14 protein-coding genes and 1 rRNA gene are annotated in these 17,663 nt (G+C 46.7%); 6 read left to right on the top strand and 9 right to left on the bottom strand.

Annotated elements, in window-relative coordinates:
• Positions 1–77: ribosomal RNA gene (gene rrf / locus AC2CGA_RS16760) — 5S ribosomal RNA — on the top strand; the annotation flags it as partial.
• Positions 78–172: 95 nt separating this feature from the next.
• On the opposite strand, the gene AC2CGA_RS16755 is transcribed toward rrf, so the two are convergent.
• Positions 173–1,384: an MFS transporter gene (locus AC2CGA_RS16755; RefSeq protein WP_003156787.1), complete on the bottom strand. Its 1,212-nt coding sequence runs from the start codon at positions 1,382–1,384 to the stop codon at positions 173–175.
• A 228-nt stretch (positions 1,385–1,612) separates the two neighbouring features.
• Here AC2CGA_RS16755 and AC2CGA_RS16750 point away from each other — a divergent pair, with 228 nt between their 5' ends.
• The 5 genes from AC2CGA_RS16750 to AC2CGA_RS16730 all read left to right on the top strand — a co-directional run bounded on the left by AC2CGA_RS16750 (position 1,613) and on the right by AC2CGA_RS16730 (position 7,602).
• The gene (locus AC2CGA_RS16750; RefSeq protein ID WP_014304227.1) at positions 1,613–2,881 is read left to right on the top strand and encodes an aspartate aminotransferase family protein; all 1,269 of its coding nucleotides are present in this window, start codon (positions 1,613–1,615) and stop codon (positions 2,879–2,881) included.
• Positions 2,878–3,828, top strand: a complete 951-nt coding sequence (locus tag AC2CGA_RS16745) for an inositol monophosphatase family protein (RefSeq protein ID WP_015388773.1) — start codon at positions 2,878–2,880, stop codon at positions 3,826–3,828. The genes AC2CGA_RS16750 and AC2CGA_RS16745 overlap by 4 nt, the downstream gene beginning before the upstream one ends.
• Positions 3,803–4,849 carry a zinc-dependent alcohol dehydrogenase gene (locus AC2CGA_RS16740; RefSeq protein WP_003156784.1) on the top strand — a complete coding sequence of 349 codons (1,047 nt, stop codon included), beginning with the start codon at positions 3,803–3,805 and terminating at the stop codon, positions 4,847–4,849. Before AC2CGA_RS16745 ends, AC2CGA_RS16740 begins: the two co-directional genes overlap by 26 nt.
• A gap of 227 nt (positions 4,850–5,076) precedes the next feature.
• On the top strand, positions 5,077–6,510 hold the full coding sequence (locus AC2CGA_RS16735) for a SulP family inorganic anion transporter (protein WP_139885571.1): 1,434 nt from the start codon (positions 5,077–5,079) through the stop codon (positions 6,508–6,510).
• Between the two features lie 150 nt (positions 6,511–6,660).
• The gene (locus AC2CGA_RS16730) at positions 6,661–7,602 is read left to right on the top strand and encodes a bile acid:sodium symporter family protein (protein WP_088005472.1); all 942 of its coding nucleotides are present in this window, start codon (positions 6,661–6,663) and stop codon (positions 7,600–7,602) included.
• Here the strand turns inward: AC2CGA_RS16730 and AC2CGA_RS16725 are convergent.
• The 8 genes from AC2CGA_RS16725 to pbp4b all read right to left on the bottom strand — a co-directional run bounded on the left by AC2CGA_RS16725 (position 7,591) and on the right by pbp4b (position 17,659).
• Positions 7,591–8,343: an alpha/beta hydrolase gene (locus AC2CGA_RS16725; RefSeq protein WP_484480246.1), complete on the bottom strand. Its 753-nt coding sequence runs from the start codon at positions 8,341–8,343 to the stop codon at positions 7,591–7,593. The two genes, AC2CGA_RS16730 and AC2CGA_RS16725, sit on opposite strands and share 12 nt — an antisense overlap.
• Complete coding sequence (feuC, locus tag AC2CGA_RS16720) at positions 8,340–9,350, bottom strand: iron ABC transporter permease FeuC (RefSeq protein WP_025853830.1); 1,011 nt, start codon at positions 9,348–9,350, stop codon at positions 8,340–8,342. Before feuC ends, AC2CGA_RS16725 begins: the two co-directional genes overlap by 4 nt.
• Position 9,351: 1 nt before the next feature.
• Entirely contained in the window at positions 9,352–10,359 is a 1,008-nt protein-coding gene (locus AC2CGA_RS16715; RefSeq protein WP_484480245.1) for a FecCD family ABC transporter permease, read from the bottom strand.
• 19 nt (positions 10,360–10,378) lie between these two features.
• Positions 10,379–11,335, bottom strand: a complete 957-nt coding sequence (locus AC2CGA_RS16710) for an ABC transporter substrate-binding protein (RefSeq protein WP_003156778.1) — start codon at positions 11,333–11,335, stop codon at positions 10,379–10,381.
• Between the two features lie 87 nt (positions 11,336–11,422).
• Complete coding sequence (gene btr / locus AC2CGA_RS16705) at positions 11,423–13,018, bottom strand: bacillibactin transport transcriptional regulator Btr (protein WP_484480244.1); 1,596 nt, start codon at positions 13,016–13,018, stop codon at positions 11,423–11,425.
• Positions 13,019–13,155: 137 nt separating this feature from the next.
• Entirely contained in the window at positions 13,156–14,400 is a 1,245-nt protein-coding gene (locus AC2CGA_RS16700; protein WP_484480243.1) for an exo-beta-N-acetylmuramidase NamZ family protein, read from the bottom strand.
• A 15-nt stretch (positions 14,401–14,415) separates the two neighbouring features.
• Positions 14,416–16,329 (bottom strand): glycoside hydrolase family 3 protein, encoded by a 1,914-nt coding sequence (locus AC2CGA_RS16695; protein WP_484480242.1) that lies wholly within the window; start codon positions 16,327–16,329, stop codon positions 14,416–14,418.
• A gap of 46 nt (positions 16,330–16,375) precedes the next feature.
• Positions 16,376–17,659, bottom strand: coding sequence for a penicillin binding protein PBP4B (gene pbp4b, locus AC2CGA_RS16690; protein WP_139885568.1), 1,284 nt, complete (start codon positions 17,657–17,659; stop codon positions 16,376–16,378).
• Positions 17,660–17,663 lie beyond the last annotated feature (4 nt).

Genomic DNA, 17,663 nt, shown 5'->3' with positions numbered 1-17,663 from the left:
CCGAACACGGAAGTTAAGCTCTTCAGCGCCGATGGTAGTCGGGGGTTTCCCCCTGTGAGAGTAGGACGCCGCCAAGCTGTCTTAAACCAGTTCATGATGAACTGGTTTTTTTATTTGAAAGATCACATAGATATATAAAGCTAATGCCTTTCAAAGGCATTAGCTTTTTTGTTTACATTGATTTTGCTTTGCTGTTGTGATTTTGAAGATTGTTTGATTTTATTGTCTCGAGTATTCTTAAACTGAACACAATCAGCAGCATAAGGAGCATCAGTGCAGTAAACAGCCAGAACGCGGTTTGTGCGGGATATTCATCTAAGCTCCAACCGACGGCGATCGGAAGGAGTGAACCTCCTAATCCGTTTGAAGCGAGCAGAATACTGGTAGTCGTTTCTGTCTTTCCGGGATAAAAATGATTCGTGATGATTAGGGCTATTGCAAACATGCCTGCCATGAACAGCCCTAAAAAGAAGCAAAGGGCAAAACCGAACCATACGTTTTTACTTAGTGCCAATACGGTAAGTGCTGCCAGACCGCCAATGCTTATGAGACGAAGATAACGGTGATATGTCAGCTTTTCTGATACCGGGCCTGTTAATAACCTTCCGATGATCATCCCCGTCCAATACACTGTAACTGTTATCGTTGCCAAAGAGTTGGGGATATCCCATTTCTCAGAGAAAATGGAGGGGATAAAATGTACAATTGAAACTTCACTGCCTCCGTAAAAGAAGAAGTAAGCCCCCGCCAAGGCAATAAACAGCAATCCGTGTGACCGATAACCGGTGCTTTCTTTTTTAGTGTCATCGGAAGAGACCTCTTTTCGGATGAGAAGCTGATCAATACTGCCGAAACTCATCTGCTTCCATGCGATTAAAAGTGCAAAACTGGATAACCCTAATACTAAAAAAGCAATTGTCCACATGTGGTTGTTGATAAGAAAGCCTGAGAGCAGAGGCATGAAAAGCGCACCTAATCCGTAGGCCACTTCCATCTTGCTCATGGCCACAGCCTGTCTTTCTTTAATAGCGGTGAGGATAATCGTGCCTACACAGGATTCCACCAATCCGGCGCCAAGCCCCGCGATGCTGACGAGAAGAAAGAGCAGCGGCCAGGGCGGCAGGAAGGTGATGAACATTTCGCAGCTGATGAGTGCCAGGCCAAAGATAACGACGTTTTTGCGCCCAAGCTTTTTCACCATGTATGGCATGCCAATAACACCGATGAGAAAGCCCATGAACTGAGAGAATACCAATACACCGCCATTACTGTAGCTTTGTGAATAATGTGTGAGTAACTCAGGCAGTACGGCTCCCAGAATAACAAGTGTAAAAGCAATCGATCCATAAGAAAAACAGCTTATCCACAGCAGACGAGATTTCATCATTTTATCTCCTTATTCGTAAAATAATATTTCTCTCTACTCGTATGACATGACGTTTTTACAAAAAATCCAAGTATTGTTACTATATCACATAACTTTTTCTCGTACATCCCTTATGGTAACGTTAACAAATTGTTAACATTTTTTACAAGAAAGATCGTTGACATTATTTTCAATAATTAATACGATAAAAAGCGAAATTCTAATAATTTCATAGGGGTGGTATTTGTGGGAACGAAGGAAATCACGAATCCAGACAGCTTGTATTACAGTGTTGACGATGTAGTAATGGAGCGCGGAGAAGGGATTTACCTGTACGATCAAGAGGGGAATGAGTACATTGATTGCGCTTCTGCCACATTTAACTTGAATTTAGGATACGGTAACAAAGAAGTCATTGATACGGTTAAAGAACAAGCCGATAAGCTGATCCATGTGACATCATCTTTTCAAACAGACGCCGTAAATAAACTGGCAGAAAAACTAGTAGAAATCGCCCCCGATAATCTCACAAAAGTACACCCTAAAGTCAGCAGCGGTTCCGGTGCAAATGAAGGAGCTATTAAAATGGCTCAGTATTACTCCGGAAAAACCGATGTCATCTCCTTATTTCGAAGCCACCTCGGACAAACGTATATGACTTCCGCTTTGTCCGGCAACTCATTCAGAAAAGAACCTTTCCCGCCGCAAATTTCTTTTGGCCTTCAAGTCCCCGATCCGTATTGCAGCCGCTGTTTTTATAATCAGAAACCTGATTCATGCGGTATGCTGTGCGTAGAAAGAATTAATGATTTTATTGAGTATGCGAGCAATGGAAAAATTGCCGCCATGATTATTGAACCGATATCCGGAAACGGTGGAAACGTCGTTCCGCCTAAAGAGTATTTTAAACAGCTGAGACAGCTTTGTGATGAACACGATATCGCCCTGATTTTTGATGAAATTCAGACCGGGTTCGGACGGACGGGCAAAATGTTTGCCGCGGAACACTTCGATGTGAAACCTAATATGATGACGGTAGCAAAAGGGCTCGGGGGCACAGGCTTCCAAGTCGCCGCCACTCTGACGGAGGACAAGTATACCGGGCTTCCGGGGTATACGCACTCCTTCACGTACGGCTCAAATGTGATGGCCGCTGCTGCCGCGTGTAAAACCATAGATATCATGCAGCGTCCGGGATTTTTGGAAAATGTAACGACGGTCGGTCATTATATTATGGATCGCTTAGAAACGATGAAAGAGGATTTCGCTTTTATTTCTGAGGTAAGAGGCGTCGGTCTTATGATCGGTGTGGAGATTGTAAAAGAGAACAATGAACCGGATGTGGAGCTGACCAATTATATTGCAAAACGGGCAATGGATTACGGGCTGATTCTCCGGACATCCCGTTACGGGTTCGGAAATGTATTTAAAATCCGTCCGCCTTTAACCATTACACTTAGTGAAGCCGAAGTGCTCTGCTACAGACTTCGCAAGCTATTGGAGGAAATCAAGTGAGAGACTATATCATCGGGCTTGGACAATTTGTTTATCATAAGGTGAAAAGTCAAAAAGGCACGCTGAAAAACCGGCTCGTAAACGGCTATTCTCCGGGAGGCGACGCCCAATTTAACATAGACGCCGCTGCTGAGGAGGCGGTGCTGGATTATATTCAAGATAAGGGCCATCCGGTTGCTTTTTACACGGAGGATGGCGGCCTGAAGCTGATTGGAGAAGATCCGCAATATATTTTAATTGTAGATCCGATAGACGGAACGCGTCCGGCCGCCGCGGGGCTTGAAATGTCGTGTATTTCGATTGCGCTTGCTTCATATAAGCCAAACGCAAAGATTAAGGATATCGAATTTGCTTTTTTGCTTGAATTGAAATCGGGCGCTTACATGTACGGTGATATTTACAGCGACGCCATTCAGTTTGAGGGGTATCAGGGAGAATTACCGAATTTGAGCGGAGTGCGGGATATTAAAAATATGTTTTGGAGCCTTGAGTTTAACGGGCATCCGGCACAGCTGATGACGGATGCATACGGTCATCTGATTGACCGGTCAGCCAATAATGGCGGGGTTTTTGTTTTCAACAGCGCTTCTTATTCGATTTCACGAATTATCACGGGGCAGATGGATGCTTATGTGGATATCGGCAATCGTCTGCTGAAAGATGATCCGAAGCTGCTTTCAGATTTTCAGCAGGTCGGAAACGGAGAGGTGCTGCATTTGTTTCCTTATGATATTGCCGCAAGCGTCTTTTTGGCGAAGAAAGCAGGAGTGGTCATTACGGATGCATACGGCCGGTCTTTGGACGAAACGCTTCTGACAGATTTAAGTTATCAGAACCAGCAATCATGTATTGCGGCATCAACGAAGGAGCTTCATCAAACATTGTTAGACCAAATCCGCTGGGGCAGAAAGGAAGAGAAATATGAAGGCGTTGGTCTGGACTCCTAATGATAAGCTTGAATATCAAGAGGTGGACGAGCCTCAAATTCGGAAATCCAATGATGTGAAAGTGAAAATTTTCGGCACCGGTATCTGCGGAACGGATTTAAATGTGCTGAAAGGAAAAATGAATGCAACCCATCATATGATTATGGGGCATGAATCGGTGGGAGCGGTCGTGGAAATCGGACCGGACGTGACAAATGTAAAAGTCGGAGACCGCGTCGTGATTGATCCTACGCAGTTTTGCGGGAAATGTCATTATTGCCGGAGAGGGCTGACGTGTTATTGCGAAACCTTCGAGGATTGGCAGCTCGGAATCGGGGCACACGGAACGTTTGCGGAATATTACGTCGGAGAAGACAGGTTCATGTACAGAATTCCGGATTCAATGGAATGGGAGCGGGCCACATTGGTTGAGCCTCTCTCCTGTGTGCTGAATGTTGTGGATAAAGCTTCGATTCAGCCGGAGGACTCGGTCTTGGTTTTGGGGTCCGGACCGATCGGACTGCTTGTGCAAATGATGGTGAAAAAACTGGCGCGATTGACGGTTGCGACTGAAATAGGCAGTTTCCGAAGCGAGGCGGCGAGCCGGATATCGGATTATGTCTACCACCCTGAAGCATTAACCGTGGATGAAGTGAAACGGATTAATCAAGGAAGAAAATTTGATGTAATTTTTGACGCGATCGGCAATCAGCTTGATTGGGCTTATCCTTTTATTGAAAAGGGAGGCAGAATCGTGCCGATGGGCTTTGATGATACGTATGAGATGACAGTCAGGCCGTACCAGCTGCTGTCAAACGGCGTAACGATTGTGGGCACAGGTGAAGCCCGTCAGATCATGGAGGCTGCGTTAGCATGCGCGTCCGACCTTCCGCAGCTCTATGATTTTATTACGGAAAAGACGGAACTGAAGAATTATGAAGAAGCCATTGATCATCTCATGGGCATCGACCCGGTGACAAAAGAAAGAAAGGATATCAGCGCAATAAAAACGATTCTTGTGTCTGATCCGGAACTTTTATAAAAGCGGAAACGGCTCCAGTGAGAGCCGTTTTTTTTCTTATTTATGGTCTTGCACATTTCTTTAAAGTTTAATATGATACTCTTTGTTAACCATTCCTTTCCTCAACGACATTATACTCTGAGCGTGTCCCCTTTTCCCCGTAAGCTTGCCTCATATTCCCCAGATAAAAATCAATGTTTCCAACTGATAGGGTGCGGATTTTTATAGTGAAAAGGAGTCGTTATCATTTGAAAGATTATACGTTACAGCAGCAATGGTTCGGGAATGTCCGTAAAGACATTCTGGCCGGTATTCTGGTTGCTCTCGCTCTGATCCCTGAGGCGATCGGATTTTCAATTATTGCAGGTGTCGATCCGATGGTCGGCCTTTATGCATCATTTTGTATCGCGATTATTATTTCTATCTTCGGCGGCAGACCGGGAATGATTTCAGCCGCTACAGGTTCAATGGCGGTTGTCATGGTGACATTGGTGGCTGATTACGGGCTGCAGTATTTGTTTGCGGCAACCATTTTGACAGGTATTATTCAATTTATTCTTGGTATCAGTAAGATAGCGAAATTGATGAAATTTATTCCGCGTTCGGTCATGATCGGATTTGTGAATGCTTTGGCGATCTTGATTTTTTCTGCGCAGCTGCCGCAGTTCAAAGGAGCTTCATGGGTCATGTACGCCATGCTTGCCGGATCACTGGCTATCATATATCTTTTGCCGAAGGTTACGACGGCTGTACCGTCTCCGCTGGTGGCGATTATTGTCATGACGATCATTGCGGTGGTCTTCCATGCGGATGTCCGCACGGTCGGTGATATGGGCGGGATTACAAGTTCACTTCCGCATTTCTTGATACCGGATGTTCCGTGGACGTTTGAGACATTGCGAATTATTTTCCCGTATTCACTGGCGCTTGCATTCGTCGGATTGCTTGAGTCGTTGCTGACGGCCCAGATCATTGACGAAATGACGGATACGGATAGTGATAAGAACAAAGAAAGCCGCGGACAAGGCATCGCCAATATTGTGAACGGGTTTTTCGGAGGCATGGCCGGATGCGCTATGATCGGCCAGTCTGTCATTAATACGAAAGCCGGCGGTCGCGGCCGGTTGTCGGCTTTTACGGCCGGAGCGTTTTTAATGTTTTTAATTGCCGTATTAAGCGGTATCGTCGTGAAAATTCCGATGGCTGCGCTTGTGGCCGTGATGGTTATGGTGTCCATCGGCACGTTCGACTGGTCATCGATTAAAGGTTTGCGGAAATCGCCCCTTACTGATTCGATCGTTATGGTGATTACCGTCGTGACAGTCGTTCTGACAAATGATTTATCGAAGGGTGTTTTCGCGGGTGTGCTGCTAAGCGCGATCTTTTTTACGGCGAAAATTTCTAAGCTGAAGATTGTGTCACATTCCGAACAGAAAGATGTCAGAACTTATAAGGTAACGGGACAGATCTTTTTTGCTTCCGTGTCTGAACTGATGAATGCCATCGTTTATGATGAAGATGTGAAACGGATTATCATCGATTTGACCGATGCCCACGTGTGGGATGATTCTGGAGCGGCTGCTCTTGAGAAGATTGTCGCCAAATGTAAAGAATACGAAATTGAGGCTGAATTAAAGGGATTAAATCAGAAAAGCCGAGATTTAATGAAACAAATGGCATAGAATTTGTGAAGTCCGGATGAATATATCCGGGCTTTTTTTCGGTTAAATTTGCCGGTGTGCATTGTTATAATGAATGAGACTTGAAAACCGTATATAGGAGACTTGCATATGATGTGGCTTCAGAAGTTGAACCAAGTGTTGGGGAGAATCATGCCGCTTTTGACTCCGTCTAGTGTGGCGGCGGGTGTGCTGTTATCTCAGCATATCAGCTGGATGGCCGGCGCTGTGCCGTGGATATTTGCATTTATTACATTTACGGGCAGTCTGAGTGCCAATTTTCAATCGCTGAAGCGCAGTATCGAGAAGCCGCTCCCGATGATCATGGCATTGTTTGTTCTGCATATTTTCATGCCTGTTTTTGCATGGGGAAGCGGCCATCTGATTTTCAGCGGTGACCCTTTAACTGTGACGGGGCTGATTATGGGTGTGGTGATTCCGACCGGAATTACGAGTTTGATTTGGGCTGCGATGTATAAGGGAAATGTCGGATTGACGCTGTCTATTATCCTGGTTGATACCGTGCTTTCTCCTTTTATCGTACCATTAAGCCTGTCTGTCCTGGCCGGGGCGAATGTTCAGATGGATGTGTGGGGCATGATGAAAGGGCTGGCGGAGATGGTGGTGATTCCGTCCATCGCAGGGATGATGGTTAACCAGTTTTCCCCGCCGGTAAGGACTCAGGCGATAAGCCGGTCACTGTCTCCTTTTTCAAAAATCTGTCTGATGATTGTCATTGCCATTAACAGTTCGGAAATCGCGCCGTATGTCACGCACGTGGATATCAAATTTGCGGGCATCGCAGGCACGGTATTTTTTATTGCCATGACCGGTTATGCCGTGGCTTGGCTGATCGGAAGACTGATGAAGCGGAGCCAGGATGAAATCGTGTCTCTGATTTATACAGGGGGCATGCGCAATATCAGCGCCGGAGCCGTTCTCGCCGTGTCTTTTTTTCCGTCTCAAGTGGCGGTTCCGGTCGTCATCGGGATGCTCTTTCAGCAAATCCTTGCCGCTTTGTTCGGCTATTTGCTGAGACGCTTTGAACTTAAGCCGGTCGTGATCAAGTATGAAAAAAACCGCTCAGTCACGTGAGCGGTTTTTTCCGTACAGCCAGCTTAGTGCTGAATTAAATTGTCGTTTGAACGCTTCTTGATGGTGCACGGCGCCCTCTTCGACAGTGAAAGAGAGCTGAGATTGAGAAAAGCCTTTTTGCCTCAGGCTTTCATGCACTTCTTTATTTTGTCCGATCATGGTGTTTTGGATGTTACATTTTTGCTCTGCTTCACGGCTGCCGACAGACATAAAGATACGCTGCCGTGCCGGCCGCAAAGGTGCGGAGCGGACATAATCTGCTGATTTTTCATACCAGAAGGAACCGGAAATACAGCCGATTCTGCCGAATATTTCAGGCTTTTGCAGCATCGCGTATATCGAAAACAGTCCGCCTAATGACGCACCGATCAGTCCTCTCGTTTCCGGATGCGCAGCAATGTGATGCGTATCTTCAACAGTGGGAATAATGACATTTGTCAGCTCCTCGAGAAAGAGCCTCCCTTTGCCGCCGAAATCATGAAACGCAGGGCTCAGGGAAGGCGCGGGCCACGGTGTGTACTCATCGAGTCTGTCAGCCGGTCTGATGCCGATGAAAATCAATTCGGGAAGTGTTCCGTTCGTAAATTGGGATTCAAGCTTATCTATCTGTTCTAAAAACAAAGAACCCCCGTCAAGTACGTACACACAGGGTAAAGCCCCTGTTTGAACCGAATAGGAAGGAGGAAGATACACAGTGCATTCCCTTCCGTTTATCGGGTGTTCTGTAAGGGTGCCTCTCATGCGTCCATCCCCTTTTTTTGCTTAAACAGAAGAAAAAAGAAATAAGGAACGCCGAGAATTGCAAGGATAATTCCCGCCGGCACTTCTGAAGGCTGAAAGAACAATTTGCCCGCAAAGTCGGCGGATATGACGAGGAGCATACCGACCAGTCCGCTGACCGGTAATGAGTATCTGTGCTCAATCCCGGCGAGCCTGCGGGAAATATGGGGCGCGATCAGTCCGACAAATGCCATGCTGCCCGCTGCGGTTACACATGCGCTGATCAAAGCGATGCAGGCAATGAGCAAAATGGTTTTTTCTTTATTGGTTGAAACACCGAGGCTTTTCACCGTGTCCTCATCGAAACGAATGGTATCCAGCAATGACGTTTTCGCCATAAGAAGAGGAATGAACAAGATCAGCCACGGAAGGATTGCCGTAATGGTCATCCAGTTTGCCGACCAGATGCTGCCGTTTTTCCAAACCATCGCCATCTCATAATCCTGCGGGTCCATTTTTAATGATAGAAATAAAGACAGCGCACTGAATCCGGAATTCATGGCGATCCCGACGAGAATAATTCTGCCCGATTCCAGATGCCCCCGGTGCCAGGCGAAAATATAGATCAGCACGGCCGCCATCAGTCCTCCGATGAGGCCGAAGACAGGCATACCCATCGCAGAGGCAAGTGCCGTCGCTTCAGATTGTCCCTGAAACAGAAGCATAAACGTGACGATTCCCGCTCCGGCTCCTGCATTAATGCCCAAAATACCGGGATCGGCAAGACCGTTTTTGGTAATGGCCTGAATAACGGCTCCGGCTATCCCCAATCCGAGTCCGATGGCAGCAGCCATGACAATGCGCGGCAGCCTCAGCTGAAACAGCAAAATGTCATATTGCGGATTCGGATGGATGCGGAAAAGCGTACTGAGCAGTTCACCCGGCTTTGCGGAAAAAGAACCGCTTGTCATGCTGAAATAACTTACGAGCAATATGAGAGCAATCAGAATGATATAAATTCCTGCCATTTTACGCACCACGCTGATCCCCTCCTTTTCTTTTAATCAAATAAAGAAAGAAAGGAACACCGATGATAGAAGTGACAACTTCAATAGGCGTTTCAAACGGATAATTGATGAATCGGCTCGCAAGGTCGCAAAGGGTCAGAAAGACGCCGCCGATAATGCACGCGCATGGGATCAGCCTGCTGTAGTCCGATCCGACGAGAAAACGTGTGATGTGCGGAACGACTAAACCGACAAAGGCAATTTTTCCGGCGAGCGCCACCGAGCTTCCGGTCAATATGACAACAGCCGCCATCGCCATGAGTTTGATGGTTCTTTTCTGCTGTCCCAGACTTTTTGAAATGTCGTCTCCTAATGATACGGCAGTGACCTTTTTGCTGAGAATCATGGCCGTAATGATTCCGATCGCAAAAAACGGGACGGCCAGTTTCAAAAAATCAAGGTTCATTTGATGCAGTCTCGCACTGTACCAAAAACTGAGATCCTGCGAAATTTGAAAATAAATCGAAAGCGCAGCCGACAGACTGCTGAGAAGCATACTGGTCACCGTTCCGATAATGGCAAGCTGCACCGGGGTAAAACCGCCGGGAAGAATGGAGGCCAGCCCGAAAACAAGAGCGGCGCCGAATGCGGAACCGATAAACGAGTAGATGATCATTTCAATGGATGTCGATTGAGGGAGCAATACCATGCAAAGGGTGATGATAAAAGCGGAGCCGTCCGACACACCCATGATCGAAGGCGAGGCCAGATAGTTCCGTGTGATTCCCTGCATGAGCGCTCCGGAAACAGCAAGGGCGGCGCCGATAAACATAGCGCCGGCAGCCCTCGGGATTCTTGAATGCCATATGATCTGATGGTCGGTATTCTCCGGATTAAAGTGCAGCAATGCGGAGAACACGGTATGGATGTCAAGCTGCTTTGCGCCGTATAAAACGGAAAGGAGCAGTGACAGAACAATGGCAATCGGTGAAGCAATGATAATAATGTGTGTCCGCCGTTTTGCATACATGTGAAAAACCTACTCTTTATTAGTCTTGAGTCAATTTGTCAGCCGCAACCTGTAAGAAGCTGATTTTACTCCACGCGGTTCCGCCTTGGGCTAATGGATCAATCGTATTGACGTATACATGGTCTTTTTTGACTGCCTTCAGGCTCTTCCAGATCGGATTTTTCTCTAAGTCTTTCAAAGCGTCAGGCTTATCTGCGTTTTCGTCATCAGAAAATTGTACGAAGATATGGTCAGGGTTCATTTCGCTTAATTTTTCAAGAGAAATCAGTTCCTGCGCTTTCGCCGCTTTGACTTCGTCCGGCGCCTTCAGGCCTAAATCACCGTAAAGCGTGGAGTTGAAATAAACTTGCTCAGGATAAATATAAATATTGCCTTGTCTGATTCTGATAACCAGCGCGTTTGACTGTTTCGCTTTGCTGTTGATCTTTGTTTTTGTCTTTTTCAGGTCCTGTTCGTAATCTGCGATGATTTTTTTCGCTTTTTTCTCTTTATCTGTAAGCTGGGCGAGCAGCATCATGTTTTCTTTCCAGTTTGATGAGATATGAGAGACAGGGATCGTTTCAGCGGTGCCGCTCAATTTTTTCAAGGTTTTTTCCGGGAATTTGGTTGATGCCAGAATGACGTCCGGCTGCAGCTCAAGAATTTTTTCCATATTCGGCTGCATTTTTTCTCCCGTTGATACGGATTTATCTGTAATATCTTTAAACAGTTCCGGGAATTTGCCGGAGAAAGAAATTGCTCCTGCCGGATGAACGTCAAGCAATTTGGCGTCTTCCATTGATTCTACGCTGCCTGTAATGGCGATTTTGTCAGTCGGCGCTTTGACTTCATATGTTTTTCCGAGATATTCGATTTTCTTTTTATCTGAAGAAGCGTCCTTTCCTTTACTTGCTGTATCAGATGTTTCTGAGCTTCCGCAAGCCGCGGCCGTGAAAGCCAAAAGCAAAATCATGAAAGCGAATGCCAATTTCTTCATCTATTGTTCCTCCTGTTCAATTGATAACTATTATCAATTGGAATTATAGAGAATGAATAGGGATAAGACCATGGATAATTTCCGGCATTACCATGGACGATCTTCGGATAAAATGGAAATGCTTTGCTCGATCATCCGCTGATGTCCGCTTGGAGAATATTCAATCCACGGGTCAGATGAAATGGGAAACACGCGTTTATTGCTGACGGCACTAAGGTTCTGCCATATCCCGGACTGCTGAATCCGCTGAAAATAGCGAAGCGTTTCCGGTTCTTTACAAGTGAAAAGCATGATGCAGTCAGCCTGGCAATCCGCCAGCATTTCCAAGGAAATCTTTTCGTCAGGAGCAAAAGATTCCGGTTTTGCGGAGGCAAAGTCTAAATCACCGAAGAAGACTTCCTCAATACTGTTGTTATGGGCGATGTACATATTTTCTTTATATACACGGACAAATAAGAACCGCTGGTGCTGCACGTGTTTAAGAGCATCTTTCGCTGTATGGGTGAGACTTTGATAAGTTTTAAGCCAGTGCCGCGCTTCCTGCTCTTCATTCAGATATGCGGCTGTGCGAAGAAACTGGTCTCTCCAATTCTCTTGAGCCGGAAGATAAAAAACTTCAGTGATGTCATTCAGGCGCTGTTTTTCTTCTTCACTGACAGAATCGAGACTGAAAATGATGTCTGGGGCAGCTTGAGACAGCGTATGCAGGTTGTCTTCCCAATTTGCATTATAGCGGTAAGCGCTCAGGTGAACCGGAATATCGGAAGAGAATTGTTTGTAATAATAGGCCGTCCATTTCGGGTGCAGCGCCGCAGCGTAAGGCACGTGATGCAGGGGAATCAGATGCCCCATCGTTTCTTTTCCGTACGCGGCCATTTTTGTTCGTCTTTTTTTCATATAGCTTGTAGGTGAGCTGCCGGTATGTTTTTTAAAGATGCGGCTGAAATAAAATTCGTCCTGGTAGCCGATTTGATGAGCGATTTCCCGCAGTTTGCAGCTTGCCTTGGCCATCAGTTTTTTCGCATTGGTTATGCGGATGTCTGTGATATATTCAGTTACGCTCTGCCCGTATAGTTTTTTAAAGGTTTCACTGTAATGCTTGGGACTGATTCCCGCCATATGAGCGAGCTGGGTGAGCGTGATTTTTGTGTCGGACTGAGCATGTATGAATTGTTTTGTCTGTTCGATCGCCGCTTTCGTATTATTTTGATGGCATATTTTTGCGGCATAAAGGTCGTACATCAGCTGCTGAAAGTCGGCGGTATATTTCATTTTCTGCAATCCATCCGCCGATCGCACGTTTTCAGAAAGTGATTGAAGCCGGCTTGTCAAATGATCAACCGTTTGTAAATTCATTTGCTGAAGTCCGTGGAAGATGTCTTCCCCGTTATCCGGAAGCATCGCTTCATCATCTGAGGAATAGGAGAAAACACGGAGTCTGACGATATACAAATGGATGCCGCCTGACGATATAGGGGCAATATTGAATGTCTCATCACAAGGACAGATGTAGAGCGTTTCCTTCTGCAGCGGAAAGCTGTCTGTTCCGATATCAATTTGTCCCTCGCCTTTCACATGAAAGATCAATACGGGGGAATCAGTGAGCTGATGCTCTGACAGAAGGTCGGCTGTTTTTTTCGCGGAGATGATATCAATGGGCTGAAAGAATAATGTGTTTTTCATGAGAAACCACCTTTTAAGAAACATTCATTTAAATGATAACTGTTATCAATTAAATTGTACCAAATAAATGAATGTTTTCCTATAAAAAGCGGAAATGTGAAATGCGACAAAATGTTACACGTGTAACACGGATGTTGTCAGTATATGAGGTATTGTTTTCTTAGAGTTTTGAATTGGTCCAGCCGGCGTTGATATGTGCCGGTGATGTCTTCAATGGAAGCGCCTTTTTCTATTTTTTTGCGTACCCAGCCGTTACCGATCAGCTTGTCAAAAGAGCCTGTCGGCAAGAATGAAAAGTCATTCGGATATAAGTCATGCATGGTTTTCAGAATGGAGAGCCCTGTTTTTGCCGCTTCAAATGTGTTTCTGTTTGTTACGTAGACTTGTACGCCGTGGCACAGCTTGCCCTGGTGCTTGGAGAAGCTGGGGATGAATGAAGCGGCTCTGAAGGTGACGCCCGGAAGCTTGAGACTGTTCAGGCGTTCTTCGAGCTCGGTGCTTTTCATATAAGGCGCGCCGATAAGTTCAAACGGCTTTGTCGAGCCCCTTCCTTCGGACACGTTTGTGCCTTCGATTAGTCCTGTTGCCGAATATGCAAATATGCTGTCCGGGGTCGGGATATTAGGCGAAGGGAGGACGAACGGCAGTCCGGTATCTTCAATCGTCATCGTCCGCTTCCAGCGCTTCATTTTTACGACGGTGAGGTCGGCGCCAATATGAAACTCTTTATTGAATAAAAGAGCAAGCTCACCGATCGTCATGCCGTGCTTCAGCGGGATCGGATACAGTCCGACAAATGAAGCGTAATCCGGTTCAAGAACCGGGCCGTCCGGATTTCGTCCGTCTTGCGGATTCGGCCGGTCCAAGACATAAAAAGGAATGCCCTTTTCTTTGGCCGCTTCCATGGCATAGGCCATTGTATAAATGTAGGTGTAGTACCGGGTTCCGACATCCTGAATATCGAAAATCAGCACATCTGTATCTTTCAGCATGTCAGGTGTCGGTTTCCTCGTCTCCCCGTATAGGCTGTAGACGGGAAGCCCTGTTTTTTCGTCTATATAGGATGTGACTTTATCTCCGGCCTGAGCATCGCCGCGGACACCGTGCTCCGGTCCGAATAATGCCGTCAGGCGGATGTCTGGCGCCTCATACAGCACGTCAACGCTGCTTTTCAATGATGCGTTCACACCGGTCGGGTTGGTGATCAGCCCGACTCTTTTTCCCTTCAGTTCCTGTTTATAATCTTTCAGCAGGCGGTCGATGCCTGTTTGGATGCTTGGTTTCTTGGCGGTATGAAGGTTTCTGTCAGAAGCCGCCGAGACTGCCGACATAGCACTGATGACGACAAGTCCGGCGAGAAGTGCAGCCGTATGTGTTTTCATAATCAGCCCTCCTGTTTAAAGCGGTTTTCCGGTCTTCAGATTGATACCGAAACCATAAGGATACAGTGTCGTTCCCGGATGCGTGACGGAAGGAATGTCAGCGGGCAGCCTGCCTTGCGGTGTTGTCTCTCCGAATATCGCTTCAATGCCTGCCGGAATGTTTGGCTGGAGGAATTGTCCGTCTGTATATCCTCTAAAGCCGTAGACTGCGATAAGGGCTTCAGCTTCTTCAAAATTCGCGGCGTCGTAAGGATTACGCAGGCTCATCAGCACAAAGGGTTTTTGGTTCGATTGTGCGGCTTTCATGACGGCCCGCGGAAATGCGGTCGTCCACTTGCCGGGATCTGTGACGGAATCGTCAATCACGCCGTCGTTTACGACAGGGTCATTTTTTACGACATAGGAGCCTGTAATCACGTAATCCGCGTCGGATACCAGCTTTTTGTGTTCATCATGAAATGTGCGCTCGGCGAAGTTCATTTTACTGATGGTTACCGGCCGGATTTTTTTCTTCTTGATGAGCTGCCGAATGGTTTGTTCCATTGCCGCTGTTTGATCTTCATAAGGAGCGGCAATGAGAACGCGGCTGTTCTTTTTCGGTTTGAATGGGAGCGTGCGGTTTTTGTTTTGTAAGACGGTGACGGATCTTTCCGCGATTTGTTTTTCAGCTTTCAGGTGATTTTTGCTGCCGACGGTTTTCTTTGCTTTTGCAATCTTCTTTTTCAGATTTGTCTCTTTCGGTGCGGGATATATCCCTCGTTTTATTTTCAGGGAAATGATGCGTTCCGCTGATTTGTTAATTTGCTGCAGCGGAATATCCCCTTTTTGTACCGCCTTTTTTAACGCGGAATGAACCCGGGCAAAGCGGTTTTCCGTTTGCAGCGATGTCACTTGGGCCGGCATCAGGGCAATATCGACTCCTGCTTTTACTGCCATGACGACCGCCTCTTCCTGACCGAAATGATCGGCAATGGCTTTCATATTTAATGCATCCGTAACGATGACGCCGTTAAATCCCATTTCCTTACGGAGAAGATGAGTCATCACTTTTTTCGAGAGTGTGGCGGGTACGAGGATGTCTGAACCGTCCAGCTTGCTTTTATAGGTTGTATCGTCAAAAGCGGGAAATTGCACATGGGCTGTCATGATCATATCAGCTCCGGCCTGAATGGCCTGCCGGAACGGATAAAGTTCAATCTGACGCAGCCTTTCTTGATTGTGGGTGACAAGCGGAAGACCGTAGTGGCTGTCGACATCCGTGTCGCCGTGTCCCGGGAAATGTTTGACGGCGGCAGCGACATTCTGCTTTTGCTGAGCCTTCATTGAGGCAAGGCCGAGTGAAGCTGTCAGATCACGGTCTGAACTGAACGACCTGACGCCGATGACAGGGTTTCCGGGATTATTATTGATATCGAGAACGGGAGCGAAATTCGTATTAATGCCCAGTGCTTTCAGTTCTTTCCCGATAATGGCGCCGGTCTGGGACGCATAGGCTGTTTTCCTAGCGGCCCCGAGCGCCATATTGCCTGGGAAATGAGTGCCCTCACCAAGTCTAGTTACGATGCCGCCCTCCTGATCAATGCTTAATAATAGCGGAATGTCAGGGCTCGCCTTTTGAAAGGCATCTGTCAGGCGTACCGTTTGCTCAGTATTTTTTACATTTTCTGCAAATAAGATAACGCCGCCGAACCGGTACTTTTGAATAAGCCTTGCGACTTCGTCATTCATTTGGGTAAGAGCCTCAGGTGATGACTGCCCCTTTTTTTGCCAATTTCGAAAATCAGGCATGAGCATCTGCCCTAATTTTTCATCTAATGTCATACGGGATACCGCTTGTTCCGCCTGTGACGGAATGTCCGGTTTTGTTGATGCATGATGCGTGCCGAATACAATGAACAACAGTAATACAGCTGAGATGAAAAGTTTCATGATGGTGCCCTCCTGCCGTCATAGTTTGGACAAAAGACATGGGTTGTCATTCAATGGCTTCATAAATCGCTTTTATGACGCTGCCGTAGCTTCCGGTCGGGAAAAGATCCCCTTCAAAAACATTCGGGTTTTCACCGGGGCTGACGACGGGGGAATGCTTTTTATTGGTCAAAAGTGCGATCCCCAGCTTATAAGCGGGATCAATAATCGTGATGGTGCCGGTCCATCCCGTATGGCCGTATGCCTGCCTGCTTGCATAAGGTCCGAACATCCACTCCATATCCGGGCTGCCGTTTTTCCGCCAGCCGAGAGCGAAAGTCGGATCAGAGGATGCCGCCGTTGTGAACAAATCGGCCGTTCTTTTATTGAAGAGAGAAACGTGTTTATAACTGCCTCTGTTCAGCATGACTTGAAGAAGGACGGCCATATCATCAGCTCTGGAAAACAGCCCGGCGTGACCGGACACCCCTCCCATTGAGTAAAATGCTTTTTCATCGTGAACTTCCCCCTGCAGCGTATACGTCCTGATGTGAGGGAAATGGATGACTCCGTCACGTGTGTTGCCTAAACGTTCAGTAGCTGCGAATGCTTTTTCTTTGAAACCTTTTTGCAGCGGATTGAACAGTGTGTGCGTCAGTTTCAGCGGTTTGTACAGTTCTTGTTCCGCATAGGTATCAAGGGTTTTTCCGGTTATGTTTTCAATGATGCAGCCGAGAATCATGTAACCGATATCGCTGTATACGTGTTTTGTTCCCGGCTTGTATTCAAGCGGGATTTGGGTGAGAAAACGGATCGTTTTATCCCGTTCTTGTGAATATAAAGGGCCTGCGGTGTCCGGCTGATAGAAATAAAAGCTTGCCGGCAGACCGGATTGATGCTGGAGCACATCGATGACGCGTATGCGGTCTTTTTCTTGAATCGGATCGCTTTTTCTGTCTTTGAAATCAGGAAGGTAAGCCGAGACTTTTTGATACACATCAAGCTTTCCCTGGCTGACGAGTCGCTGTAGTGCAAAATTGGCCGCGTACATTTTTGTATTGGAAGCTAAATCAAACATGGTTGATGTTTTCATTTTTTTCGGACGAGATAAAAGGGTGTTCCCATCATATTTTTTGCTGTAGCCGTATGCTTTCTTTTTGATCACCCGTCCGTCCTTTACGACGACGAGGACGGCTCCGGGGAATCCTGCTGCGATGTCTTTTTCAATCATTTGATCAACCTTTCTGAGCTTTGCTGCGTCGTATAATTTGGATTGGGCTTCGGCTTTGTGCTGCGGCAGAAAAGAGAGGCTGATGACCATTGTGAGTATGGCGGCTGTCAGTGTTTTCATATTC

Source organism: Bacillus sp. SYZHCR11 (assembly GCF_057196865.1).
This window is presented reverse-complemented; position numbering and strand designations above follow the sequence as displayed.

Coding starts and splice junctions, on each gene's coding strand:
- AC2CGA_RS16715 (WP_484480245.1), bottom strand. CDS start 10,359: ATGTATGCAAAACGGCGGACACACATTATTATCATTGCTTCACCGATT.
- AC2CGA_RS16695 (WP_484480242.1), bottom strand. CDS start 16,329: ATGAAACTTTTCATCTCAGCTGTATTACTGTTGTTCATTGTATTCGGC.
- AC2CGA_RS16700 (WP_484480243.1), bottom strand. CDS start 14,400: ATGAAAACACATACGGCTGCACTTCTCGCCGGACTTGTCGTCATCAGT.
- AC2CGA_RS16710 (WP_003156778.1), bottom strand. CDS start 11,335: ATGAAGAAATTGGCATTCGCTTTCATGATTTTGCTTTTGGCTTTCACG.
- feuC (WP_025853830.1), bottom strand. CDS start 9,350: ATGGCAGGAATTTATATCATTCTGATTGCTCTCATATTGCTCGTAAGT.
- btr (WP_484480244.1), bottom strand. CDS start 13,018: ATGAAAAACACATTATTCTTTCAGCCCATTGATATCATCTCCGCGAAA.
- AC2CGA_RS16755 (WP_003156787.1), bottom strand. CDS start 1,384: ATGAAATCTCGTCTGCTGTGGATAAGCTGTTTTTCTTATGGATCGATT.
- AC2CGA_RS16730 (WP_088005472.1), top strand. CDS start 6,661: ATGCCGCTTTTGACTCCGTCTAGTGTGGCGGCGGGTGTGCTGTTATCT.
- AC2CGA_RS16740 (WP_003156784.1), top strand. CDS start 3,803: ATGAAGGCGTTGGTCTGGACTCCTAATGATAAGCTTGAATATCAAGAG.
- AC2CGA_RS16725 (WP_484480246.1), bottom strand. CDS start 8,343: ATGAGAGGCACCCTTACAGAACACCCGATAAACGGAAGGGAATGCACT.
- pbp4b (WP_139885568.1), bottom strand. CDS start 17,659: ATGAAAACACTGACAGCCGCCATACTCACAATGGTCATCAGCCTCTCT.